General features: G+C 35.7%; 2 protein-coding genes. Both read left to right on the plus strand.

Annotated elements, in window-relative coordinates; genetic code table 11:
• The coding region (locus J3U71_RS03310) for an SLAP domain-containing protein (RefSeq protein ID WP_267392779.1) at positions 1–1324 on the plus strand (1324 nt) is incomplete at its 5' end.
• 388 nt (positions 1325–1712) lie between these two features.
• Entirely contained in the window at positions 1713–14000 is a 12288-nt protein-coding gene (locus tag J3U71_RS03315; RefSeq protein ID WP_267392778.1) for an SLAP domain-containing protein, read from the plus strand.
• The last annotated feature ends 131 nt before the right edge of the window (positions 14001–14131 follow it).

The following is a 14131-nucleotide window of genomic DNA, read 5'->3' on the forward strand; positions in this document are numbered from 1 at the left end:
TGGTTCCGGCTCCAACGGCTCAGGCTCCAATGGCTCCGGTTCCAACGGTTCCGGCAGCAATGGCTCCGGTTCCAACGGTTCCGGCTCCAATGGCTCAGGTTCTAATGGTTCCGGCAGCAATGGCTCAGGATCCAACGGTTCCGGCAGCAATGGTTCCGGCTCCAACGGCTCAGGCAGCAATGGTTCAGGCAGCAATGGCTCTGGTTCAAATGGCTCAGGTAGCAATGGTTCAGGCAGCAATGGCTCAGGATCCAACGGTTCTGGCAGCAATGGTTCCGGCTCCAACGGCTCAGGATCCAACGGTTCCGGCAGCAATGGCTCAGGATCCAACGGTTCCGGCAGCAATGGCTCTGGTTCTAATGGTTCCGGCAGCAATGGCTCAGGATCCAACGGTTCCGGCAGCAATGGTTCCGGCTCCAACGGCTCAGGTAGCAACGGTTCTGGCTCCAATGGCTCAGGCTCTAATCAAAAGAATTCTTCTGAAGATGTTGATGTCGATCTCAATAATGGTCAGAAAGTAAAATTGATGCATAATGCGTACATTTACGACCTTCAAGGTAATCGGGCAAATCGGATTACTCTAGGGGCTGGCTCAGTCATTACCGTTTATGGCATTAAAAATATTGCTGGCAAAAACTACTATATTGTTGTTGATCGAGGGGCAAATAATAGTAAGTACCTCATTAAAGTAGCGAATATTGAAGCTAGAAAACTAGAGCTTAAGCACAATAGTTACGTATATGACAAGCATGGTAAACGGTTAAAGAAGGCCGGCGAGTTGAAGAAAGGCGCATTTATTGATACTTATGGTGCGGCTGTCACTATTCGTGGACAAAAGTACTTCATTATTAACAGTAATCAATATGTTAAGGCAAAAAATGTTGCTGCTAAGGCAAGCTCAGTAGGAACTTCTAAAGTTGAGGCAGCTCCAATCAGCACCCCTGTAGCTAACACTCAGAATCAAGATGTATTTGAAAAAGAAATAATTCATAATTCATATCTGTATGATGGAGAAGGAAGAATAGCTAATAAGTTAATTATTTTAGGTGGTTCCGTAATTAAGACCACTAATCCAAAAATGATTAACGGTAAATTATTCTATAAGTTAGATGATAATCTATATATATCTGCAAGTAATATAGACGGTAAAAAGAGTAAGTTAACTCATAATGCATTTATCTATAGTAAACATGGTAATCGAATTGGTAAAAAAGTTTTGAAGAAGCATAGTCAGGTGAGAACCTATGGTGCTGCAGTCAAAATTAACCATAAAAAGTTTTATCTAGTTGCTAAAAATAAGTATGTAAAGAAATCTAATTTTTAGTCAATAATTTGGTTAGTTGAGTAAAAAATGTCACAAGTTATTTTGTAATAGCTTGTGGCATTTTTGTTTTTATCTTTATTTATATAGTATATCTTTATAAAATTATCTATATGAATATATAAAATATAAAAAGTATAATAAAAATTTATTAAATAAATAAGTGATCTAAGAAGTTATTTGTCTTCTATATTTATTGTGCTGATAGTCGATAAATTTTTCTAGTATTTTCAGGAATAACGACGACCATATTTTCTTAAGTGATAAAAAAGGCTGTTTTAAAATAACAATAACTGTTGTATTTTTAATATAATAATAAGCAATATATTAGCATTTATTAGTCTTACCAATAAAATAAAAGATATAAAGTGTCTTTATAGGGAGGCTAATTATGTTAGGAAAAAATAATTTAAATGAGAAAAGAAAAAAAATGAATATGCAAAATAAGAAGGAGCGATTTTCAATTAGGAAATTCACGGTTGGCGCTGCTTCTGTTTTGCTTGGTTTTACTTTTTTTGGAATGAATACTCAATTTGTAAAAGCCGATAATATTAATTCTAAACAAGAAGTAAAAAAAGAAAATATAGATACAAAGCAGTCTGATGTAAAATCAGTCAATGAAAATAAAAATACAAAACAAGATTTATCTACATATTCTGGGCTTACTTCTTTTTTAAAAACAAATACTGGTAATTCAGAAAATGCTACCAAGCCAGAAACCGGTAAAACGCAACAGACTAGTTTAGCAGGTCAAACCGGTATTGATAAAGACAAGGCCACTCAAATAGACAATAATCAAAATAGTCGAACACAAAATTCTAATGGTACTGATACTTCAGATCAAACGGACAAATTAAATTCGAATGGTTCGAATTCAGACCAAACGGATAAATCTAATTCGAATGGCTTGAATTCAGACCAAACGGATAAATCTAATTCGAATGGCTCGAATTCAGACCAAACGGATAAAAATAACTCAAAAGGTTCCAATTCAGATCACTCCTCTGATATTACTGGATCAGGTGATAATAGCAAGGATAATGGTAAACTACCAGATAATTCAAAAGACAATAATAATCCAGCAAATACTGGTGATCAATCAGGAAAAACTCCTGACAGCATTAAGAAAAAAGACACTGACTTAACTGCTAATGATAATAAAACCAGTGATCAACCAACAATTGTTAATGGTGCAGCTCACGTCTACACTTGGGCACAATTTAAAAATGCTTATCAGAATAAAACTGTCAGTGAAATCGATATTATGCAAAATATTGTTGCTGACAATAACGTCAACTGGGTTGGATTCGACTTTGATGGTAGAACCCTACTTATTAAGAGTTATGATGCTGATAAAAGAACGGATAAATATACCATCAATTTTAAAGGTAATCACCCTAATTTAAAGGGATATACTTCTTTGGATTTAACATATGAAAACCTAAACATCTGGAGTGCCGACTTTTATGGTATTGCAAGGGCATATGATTTGATAGGTGATAATTATGCTAACATTACTTTTAAAAATGTTGATTTTCACGGCTCTCAGATGATATATACCAACAAAAATACGCATATTTTCTTTGTTGGCAATAATACTGCAGAAACAGTTAAGACACCATATGATGTTAATGGACCATCCGATGCAAATAACCAGCAATTATTTCAATATACTGGTGATAACAACTCAATTACTTTTTCAGGAACATTTGTTGGTAAAACATATGGCGGTAATGTAATTGAAATGTCTGGTGACTATAACAAGGTTACTATCGATAAGGGGGCAACAGTTAGCTTGTACCCACGTGGTAATGGTGATGGTACTAGTTTGATTAGTAATCCTGCAGAAACGACTGGAACCATTTTTGCAATTGTTTTAAGAGGTAATAATGAATCCGTTGATGTTAACGGGACGCTTAATATTGTAGTTCAAAATGATAAATATAAAGGGCAATATGATAATAACCAAGCTACTGCCATTTACATAAATGATAGTCCAACTTCAACTTTTAACATCTTAAATGACGCCACGGTAAATATAAATACTAACGGTGATATTGCCGATTATATGCTAAAAAGAAATGTTATTTACGACGGTGGTAATTTTAATATTAGACCAAGAGGGACACTGAATGTTACTGGTCAAAATATGGGTAACTATTCAGACACATTGGTTTACATTAAAGGTAAAGCTGATGTCGAAAACGGTGGTTTTAACATTAGATTGTTGGATAATGCAGGCACTGGTGCTATTACTTTAGTTGATGTCCAGGGTGGTACTTTAATTGTTAATAACCCCACTTCTTTAATTTTAGATGCACACTTAAATAAAAATCCTAATACCAGTATTATCGGTGCAATGCCAATAACTATTACTAATGTTAGACAAAAATTTGATTTGAGTGGATTAGGCATAAATATTAATGAGCTTCAGTTGCCACCATTCCATGTTTTAAAAGTAAGGAAGACTAATCAAACAATTCTTGTGGATAATATCGAATTACTGAATGGACTTCGTAAAATTACCCAAAAGGATTTAACTGATTTAAAGGACAAAATGGCCAACGCTGGTGTCAAGTTCGAGGCTTTACCGCCTGACGTAATCACTTCTTTACAATCGGCTGCAAGTACTAATGCCACTTATGACAGTCTTTTTAAAGATATCATTGAGAAGGCTTTTAATAACCAAAATAATTTCGGTTATAACAACATTAGTTTTATTCCAGCTAATCCGAGCGGATTTTTGGATATTGATCCAAGTAAAGTTGATGTTGTTAGAAATAGTGATGGATCCCAGACAATTTCTGGTGAAGCAGGAAGCGTAATTAATTATGATGCTGCCTTGGACGGGCCAGATACTGATTTGCAACATCCAAAAAACATTTTTAGTTTAGTTTTACCTGTAGCTACTAAGGCTTATATCACAGCAAACCTAGTTGACGGTAATAAAAATAAGTCTGTTTGGTCACCAAAAGATGAAAGCGGCAATGAGCTAATAGCTAATCCATATGCGGATACAAATGATTCTTTGCGAGATATAAGTAATAGCTCTCTTAACCCATTACCTAAACAATTTGCTGCTGTTGTTAATGATGACGGCTCCTTTGAATTTACTATTCCAGCTGATCAAGTACTTAAGTTGAATAAAGCGTATTCAGTAGAATTGTCACCAAGTGCCAATTTTATTGGCTATGATCCAACTGATGTTAATTCAGGAAGTAGGCCAATTTCTAAGTACTTAAATATTCAAACTCTTAACGAAGCGCGTAATCATGCAGCTCAAGAAATTAACGATGCTATTAATAATGCAAAAACTAATCTACCGAATAATCTGACTCCAGAACAAAATGCAGCATTTAATGATGCCATTGCTAAAGCAGCTGCAGCAGCTTCACAAACTATTACGGATGATAATAAAACTACCTCGGTTTACGATCCAAGTGCAAATACCTATGTTGAAGTTAATAATCGGAAGCAAGCAGCTATAGATATCATTGAGCAAGCACTAAAAAATGCCAAGTCATCTTCAGAAACTGAAACTAATCGTACAGATGCAATTAATGAGTTAAATGATGCTGCCAATAAACAAATTAGTTCTTATCCATCTCAAACCACTGCAATAAATCAAGCGCGGGATAATGCCATTAACCAAGTTAAAGCTGCAAAAACTCCTGAAGAAATTACCAAGGCAAAGGATACAGGTGTTGATGCAATTAATCATGTAGCACAAGAATATAAAAATGCTATTAAGGCAGATTTAAATAATCAAATTAAGCAAGTTAAATCGGCTTTGCAAGGTATTGCAGAAGATACAAATCTAGATCAAAAGCAAAAAGATGATATCTTAGCACTGGCTGATCGACTTAATCGACCGCAGGCAATCATTGCAGATAAGGGTGACATTGATAAAGATGAAGATCAGTCGTCCGTTGAAAGTCATCAAAAAGAGGCACAAGATGCTATTACTGCTTTACAAAATACAATTAATGCAATAACCAAGCTTGAAAATTCTGCTAAGGATCAAATTACAAAGCATACCGATAAAGCTGAACAAATAAAGGATGCACTAAATAAGACGGTTCATGACGTCATAACAGGGGATGATCCTGATGGCTCTAAAGGTCTAGAGGTAATTGATAAGGTATATGCTGACCAAGAAGCAGAAAACATTATTAATGCTGCACAGGCAGCCAAAAAGCGTGTGCAAGAATCAGGGTTATCAGCTGCTGATCAAGCTAGCTATTTAACCGAAATTGATAATGCAGTTAAATTAGCTACAGCACAGCCTGGAACTGATGGTTATGATGCTAATGAATCTATCTATGGCACTTCGAATGAAAACGCTATCAAGCAGAGAATTGCCAAGGCACAAAATGCTTTTGCTAAAGCGGCAGCTAAGGCTGAATTGGTAGGATTTGGTCAAACAAGTAACACCAATATCGGTGTTACTACGACTCCTGCAATTGACCAAGCAATTAAAGCTGGCTTGACTGCTATTGATCAAGCAACTGATATTGATGCTGCAGAAGAACAAGCAAAGAAAAATGTTTTGAAAGAAATTTCTAAGAAGAAGTTAAATGATGCTGAATCAGATTTTGAAAATCAACTAGATAATGTTACTGGCTTGACTGCAAAAGATATTGATGATGTCAAAGAGCAGGCAAGAAAATTAATCAATAACGAGCAAAAGCCAGTTGGCTATAATCAAAAGATTGATCAGGCAGATAGTTTAGAAGCAATTGATTCTGTCAGAAACGATGGAATTGACGCTTTAAGCAAATTGCTAGCTGCTCAAACAGAAAAGGGTCAACTTAATAAGCAAATCACTGAAGCTACGCAAAAGATTCGTCAAAAGCAAGAGCAGGCCAATCAGGTTATCGATAATATTAATTCTTTAACTGACGAACAGAAAGCCGCATATCATAAGCAGGTTAATGATTTAGCCGATCAAGGAGTTAATGATTTAGCAACGACACAAAGTTCTAAGATTGATGATTTGGTAAATACAGTTAATGGCAACATTGATAACGTGGTAACCAAAGCTCAAGGTAAAGCTAATGAAGTAGTAGAAACTGCTAAAACTTCAGCTAAACAAAAACTTGCAGATGAAGCAACTGCTGCTAAGAATGCAATTGACCAAATTCCTGATAGCCAACTTAGTCAAACAAGTAAGGATTACTACAAGGACTTAATTGATAAGCATGTTAAGGAAGCTACAGATAAAATTGATGCGACTACAGTTGTTGATGCAATAGCTTCAATTCAAAAAGATGGTGAAGCTAATATTAACCGTGATTTGAATGATGCTCAGATTTCGGCTGCTAGGTCAAAAGCTATTAAAGATTTACGTGATGCCAAAGAAGCAGCTAAAAAAGTGCTCAATGATGCGCATGATGCAAAATCAATTAGTGATAGTAGTTGGCAAGATAAGCTTAATCAAATTGATAAATACTATGATCAAGCTACCGAGGCAATAGCTGTAGATTACCAGCTTGGAGATATCACCAATCATGCTACAAAAGGAATAGCAGATATTAAGAGTGTAGCTGATAGTATTTCATCGGATATTGAATCGCAAAAATTAGCACAACAAAAGCAAAATGCGCTTAATGATTTACAAAAAGCGGTAGACAATGTTCGGAATCATATTACAAATGATCCTAATTTATCACCTACAGAAAAGACTAAATATTATAATCAAATTACCGAAAAGTTTAATAATGCTCAATCTGCTATTCAAGCGGCTGATAAGGATCAAGTACAAGCAGCTTTAAACGATGGTAAAGCGGAATTAAATAAAATTCAAGAAGATGCTGATATTCAATCAGCCAAGGATAAGGCAATTTCTGAATTATTAGCTGAGAAAAACACAATTTACCAAAAGATCGGTAACTTGGATGAAGTTACAAGCGCAAACAAAGATCAGCTGCGGAAAAAAGTTGATGCTGCATATGATGCTGCAATAAGTAAAGTTAATAATCCTTCTCCTGCAACAATTGACCAAATTACCTCGGAAAAAGAGCAAGGTAAAAAGAATATTGACGATGTTATTACAGATTTAAATATCAACAAGATTATTAATCAACAAAAGCTTGATCAGTATGCTGAACAAGCTATTAATCGGATTCAATCTTCAACGGACATTTCGCAAGATCTTAAGAATCAAACCATTACCGCAATTCAGTCAGCTCGTGACAGTGCGAAAGCAAAAGTAACTAACCAAACTGATATCGCTTCAGCTAATAGTGCTGAAAAAGACGGTGAAAAAGCAATTGATTTGGCTGAGGCACAAGGCAATGGCTTAGATACTCTTAAAAATAATGCAAGTAAGCAAATTAGTGATGCCGCTGATTCGGCCATTAAGCGCTTAAATGATTTATATAACTCCTTAAGTGATGAGGCTAAAACTGAACTTAAATCTACTTTTGATGACGTCACTAATAGTATTAATACAACTGCGCAAAATGCAAAAGCTCAGATTAAAAAAGCCACAAACAAGCAAAATGTTTCTGATATTTATAATGACGCAATTAATTCTATTAGAAACGCGGAATCAAAGGCAAACCTGTCAGCAACTAAATCGCAAGCTAAAGAAGCTATTCAAAAAGCGGCAGACGAAGCTAAAAAGAATCTATCTGATCCAAAAGATCAAGATGCTATCGATGTTGTTGCCAAACTAGGAGTATCTGATGTTGACGCAGCGCAAGATATTGATACTGTAAACAAGATTAAGGGTAATGCTATTGATGGCATTAAGAATATCACATCAATTGCTCAATCAAGTGATGCAGAAAACACTCGGAGATTAAAGCAAGAAGCAATCGATGCTTTAAATCAAAAACTAGGAGACAAGACCCAAAATACTGGTGCATTAGGTGATGTTGGCAATCTGATAGACTTAACTGACCAGCAAAAAGCAGATTACCAAAATGCATTGCAACAAGCGCATGATCGTGCAGTTGCAAATGTTGAGGGTGCTACTAAGGAAAATATTGATACTGAAAAGAACACGGGATTAAAGAACATTGATGACATTGTTACAGCGGCAAAATTGCAAGCAGCAAAGAATAGGGCAAAAGCTGATTTGGATCACCTTGCTCAAGATGCTGTTAATAAAGATAAGAAAGATGAAACTACAATTAATGCTGAACGTGACAAGGCAAAAGCAAATGTTGATCAAGCTCAAAACCAAGATGAAGTTAAGACAGCTAAAGATAATGGGACAACCACAATAACTAATATTGTTAATACAGCTGATAACGAACAGCTTACTGCTAATAAAACAGCAGCTAAATCTAGTTTTGAAGAAGCAGTAAATAAGTTGCAAACTCAGCTTAATAATGATTTAGCGAATAAAAAGATTGGTCAAGATCAGTTTGATGACTTAAAGAGCAAGCTTGACCAGGTACGTAGTGATGGTGAAACCAGAATTACTTCTTCTACAAAGCAAACAGACCTGGATGATGCGATTGCTAAAAATACATCTGATTTGAATGACATCAGCTCTGCAATCACCAGCGCAGAGAACTTAAATGGAGCACTAGCAAAATTACAAGATGCAGTTAATAAAGCAACTGCTTCCGCTAATAAGATCGCTAACGATGATCCTGAATTAGCTGGAAGAATGAGAGAACAGATTGAACAAGAACGTTCTAAAGCTGCTAAAAATATTCAAGCTGCTAAAAATAGTTCCCAAGATGCTAATGTAGCCATAAATGAAGCAGCGGCTAACGGTGTTAATGCATTAAATCATTTAACCGAACGCTTTGAGCAAAAGAATAAGGTAATTAATGATTTAAAGCAGTATTCTCAATCTGCTAAAACAAGTTTACAAGATCCAAATTTGTCTTCGACAGAAGTTGCTACTGGTGAGCAAGCTATCAACCAAGCATTACAACAAGGAATTACTAATATTTATCAAGCAACAGATACTGATGATTTGGCTATAATTGAAGATACAATTAAGCAAAACATTGATAATGCTAAATTACCAACTAGTTTATTAGCAGAGAAGAATAAGCAGATTAGTGCATTAGATCAATATGTAAAAGATAAGGGCGATATCAATAGTATTGCCAAAGATCTAAGCGATGAGCAAAAGCAAGACTTACAAAATCAGGTTGATCAGGCAGTTAAAAAGGCAAAAGAAAAGATTCAGGCAATTAATTTACCTGAAAACGCGCAGGCTGCTGACTTAGAAACTGCAAAGAATAAGCTTTCAAATGCTGAAAAAGGTATTCCAGAAAACGGAGAAACCGCCGACTTTGGTGAAGCAGGTGTTGACAAAGTTTACACTTTGGCTAAGACAAAAGAAGCAATATTCCAAGCTAAACAGGAGGCAATTGTTGAATTACAACAAAATAAAAATGCAGCTAATAAAGCTGTCGAAGATTCAGGATTGTCTGCTAGCGATCAAGCCAAACAAAAGCAAAAGATTCAAGATATCTTTGATAGCAGTAAGGATAAAATCAATAGTATTTCTGATAAAAAGCCAGATGGTACTGATAAGACCGTAGAAGAAGTCACGCAAGAAGCGAAAGCCATTGTTGATGCCGCTTCTAAGGGTTATCAAGGACCAAATGGTGAAAAAATACCAGGATTTGATCAAGTCAAAAATGATGCTGATCTTGCGGGTGCCAAGACTACTGCTGAAGGAATCCTGCAAAATAAACAGACTCAGGCTAAGCAAACAATTGATCAGTCACAGCTGACCCAAGAGCAAAAGACTGCTGCTAAAAATGCAGTAGATACTGCCTATGAAAATGCCAAAACTGAGATTGAAAAGCAAACAGATATTAGTAAAATTCCAACTGATGAAGCACAAATTGGTCAAGAGATTGATAACATTATTAAGAATTCATCTAGTTGGGTTAAAACTGATCAAACCAATGCACTGAATGGTACTGAAGGTATTGATGGTTTGCAAGAGCAATTTGACAAGTTAACTGCCGAACAGAAAGCAAATCCTGAATATAGTGGCAACATTAAGGACATTACTGATAGCATCACTGCAATTAAGCAAGCTGACAACATTCAAGCAATCAGTGCAGCCTATGACAAGGGAATAACTGCCTTGAATAAGCTCAAGGGAATGGAAACTATCAATGAAAGCCTTAATAAAGCTAAAGCTGATATTAATGCTAACAATGATTTGGATCAAGATAAGAAAAATGAACTTATTCAGAATGCAGAGAATCATGCTAAGGAAGGTAAGCAGAATATCGCTAACGTAACTGCTCCGACTGGTGATCCTGAAGCAAAGAAGAATCAGATTTCGCAGGCAGCTGACAATGCGGTAAATGATATCCAAAGCGAAGTTAACAAAGCAACTGATGCAAGTAGAACTAAAGCTGATGATGAACTAAAGCAAAAGTATCAAGAAGCAATTGATAAGCTTCATGAAGAATACGGCGCTGAGGCTATCACGAGTGCAACCGATAGTGCTTGGAATACTCATCAACATGTTACTGGTGATACTCCTGATGAGATTCAAAAGAGTAAACTCGATGCAGAAAAGGCAATTGCCAAGGGTGCAGTAGATGACGCTGCTGCCAATGCCAAGAACAAGCTTGATAAAGATGAAACCAAGAAACCGGATGGTTCGAAATACACTGACAAAGAAAAGCAGGATATTAAGGATCAGATTGATAAAAATTCTAAGGATGCTAAAGACAAAATAGATCAAACTACAGGTAAGAAAGACGATAAAACTGGTAAAACTGATACAGATGATGCCCGTGATGAAGGAATTACCATTATTGGTGGATCTGAAGTTGGAATTGATAAAGCTGCTGCGCAAACTAAATTTGATCAAGAAACTGCTAAATTGCAAAAGCAAATTGACGATGATTTAGCTGCTAATAAGTTAAGTCAAGATCAATATAATCAATTAAAGAATCAGATTAGTCAGGTCAAACAAGATGGTACAAAACGGATTAGCGATTCAACTACTGCTGAAGAATTAGCTAAAGCACAGGAACAAAATCAAGCTGATTTAAGTAATATAAGTTCTGCTATTGCTAGAATTGAAGCAATCAATCAAATCAAGCAAAATGCAATTAATGAATTGCAAGTAAATAAAGCTGCTGCTGATCAAGCTATCGAAAAATCAGGATTGTCTGCTAGCGATCAAGCTAAACAAAAGCAAAAGATTCAAGATATCTTTGACAGCAGTAAAAGTAAAATCAACAGTATTTCTGATAAAAAGCCGGATGGAACAGATAAGACGATTGATGAGATAACCCAAGAAGCAAAGGCCATTGTTGATGCCGCTTCTAAGGGCTCTCAAGGATCAAATGGTGAAAAAATACCAGGATTTGATCAAATTAAAAACGATGTTGATCTTGCAGGTGCCAAGACTACTGCTGAAGGAATCTTGCAGAATAAGCAGGCTCAGGCCAAGCAAATAATTGATCAATCACAGTTGACTCAAGTGCAAAAGACAATTGCTAAAAATTTAGTAGATACTGCCTATGAAAATGCTAAAACTGAGATTGAAAAGCAAACAGATATTAGCCAGATACCAACCGATGAAGCACAAATTGGTCGAGAAATTGACGATATTATTAAAAATTCTTCTAAATGGGTCACTATTGATAAAAATAATGCGCTGGTGGGTGACGGTGATGTTGCAGGTCTGCAAACGGGCCTTGACGAATTAGCTGATAGACAAAAATCGAATCCAGATTATGCTGCTGATATTAAAGATATTACAGATAGCATTGAAGGAATAAAAAATGCTAGTGAAATAGAAAAGGTCACTGCTGCATACAATAAGGGTATGACAGCTTTGAACAAGCTTAAGGGTAAGGAAACTGTCCAAGTTGCTTCTGATAAAGCAATCAGCGAACTTATTCAAAATGATGATATTGACGAAAACACGAAAAATCAGATGATAGCTGCGATTAAAGACCAAGCCAAAAAAGGTAAGGAAAACATTTCTAACATTTCTAATTCAGCTAGTGATCTAGAAACGATAAAAGGTCAAATTAGCGATGCTGCTATCAATGCGGTAAATGAAATTCAAAGCATAGTTAATAAAGCTACGAATGAAAGTAGAACTAAAGCTGATCAGGAGCTGCAACAAAAGTATCAAGAAGCAATTGATAAACTCCACAAGGAATACGGTGCTCAAGCTATCACGAGTGCAACTGATAGTGCTTGGAATACTCATCAACATGTTACAGGTAATACTTTCGATGAGATTAAAAAGAGTAAGCTCGATGCAGAAAAAGCAATTGCCAAGGGTGCAGTAGATGATGCTGCTGCCAATGCCAAGAACAAGCTTGATAAAGATGAGACCAAGAAACCGGATGGTTCAAAATACACTGACAAAGAAAAGCAGGATATTAAGGATCAGATCGATAAAAATTCTAAGGATGCTAAAGATCAGATCGATAATTCCGACGATTCTAGTTCAATCGACAAGCATCGAGATGATGGAATTACCATTATTGGTGGATCAAATGTTGAAATTGATAAGGCTGCTGCGCAAACTAAATTTGATCAAGACACTGCTAAATTGCAAAAACAAATTGACGATGATTTAGCTGCTAAGAAGTTAAATCAAGATCAATATGATCAGTTAAAGGAAAAGATTAGTAAGGTCAAACAAGATGGTACAAAACGGATTAGCGAGTCAACTACTGCTGAAGAATTAGCTAAAGCACAGGAACAAAATCAAAATGATTTAAATAATATAAGTTCTGCTATTGCTAAAATTGAAGCTACAAATAATGGTTCATCTAATAATTCTAATTCGGGTGGCTCTGGAAGTTCATCAGACGGTTCTGGTAATTCACAAGTACCTGTAGCAACTAAGCCAGGAACTGGTGGAGATAAGGATGTTGATACCTCTGTAGCCAATGCCGAGGAAGTTACCTTAATGCATAATGCTTATGTTTATGACCTTGACGGTAAGAGGTGCAATAAGATTATTCTTGGAGCCGGTTCAATTGTCAAGACTTATGGTATAGAAAATATTAATGGCAATCAGTACTACATCTTAATTGATCGGGGCGATAATAACAGAAAATATTATTTGGCGATTGGCAACGTTAAGTATTTGGTACAAAAACTAAAGAATGATGCTTATGTATATGATAAGTATGGTAATAAGCTCAAGAATCTGGGCGTTATCAAGAAAGGTAAGACTGTTAATACATACGGCGATGTAGTCAACATTCGTGGTCAAAAGTACTTTATCATTGATACGAACAAATACATTAAGGCAAGCAAGGTTGACATTAAGAAAATCATTCCTAAGACCGAAAATGTTAAGGTTACGCCAGTAAGCGTTCCTGAAAGCACGAAAGAAAACGCAACGGTCGAAAAAACAATCATGCATAATGCATATCTATATGACAAAAAGGGAGTGAGATGCAATAAGTTAATTTTCGGTGCTGGTTCCATCATTGACACGGTCGGCATTAAGCGCATTAATGGTAAGCTCTACTATGGTTTGGCTGATGGAATGTATATAGCTGCTGGCAATATTGATCCAAAGCAAATGAAACTAAAGCATAATGCCTTTATTTACGGTCAATATGGTAATCGCTTAAGTAAGAGAATTCTATGCAAGCATAAGAAAGTAAGGACTTATGGTGCACCAGTAAAAATTAAAAATAAGCTTTATTACATTGTTGCTAAAAACAAATATGTAAAGAAGGCCAATTTTTAAAAGCTAAATAGATAAAATAAAAGTGGTACAACTTGTTGAAAATACAGGTTGTACTATTTTTTATATTTGATTTAGTTTTGTCTTATATTATATGTATACATAGATACGTATAAACAAGATTTATTAATAAA

The organism is Lactobacillus sp. B4015 (assembly GCF_026536055.1).
Classification (GTDB): domain Bacteria; phylum Bacillota; class Bacilli; order Lactobacillales; family Lactobacillaceae; genus Lactobacillus; species Lactobacillus panisapium.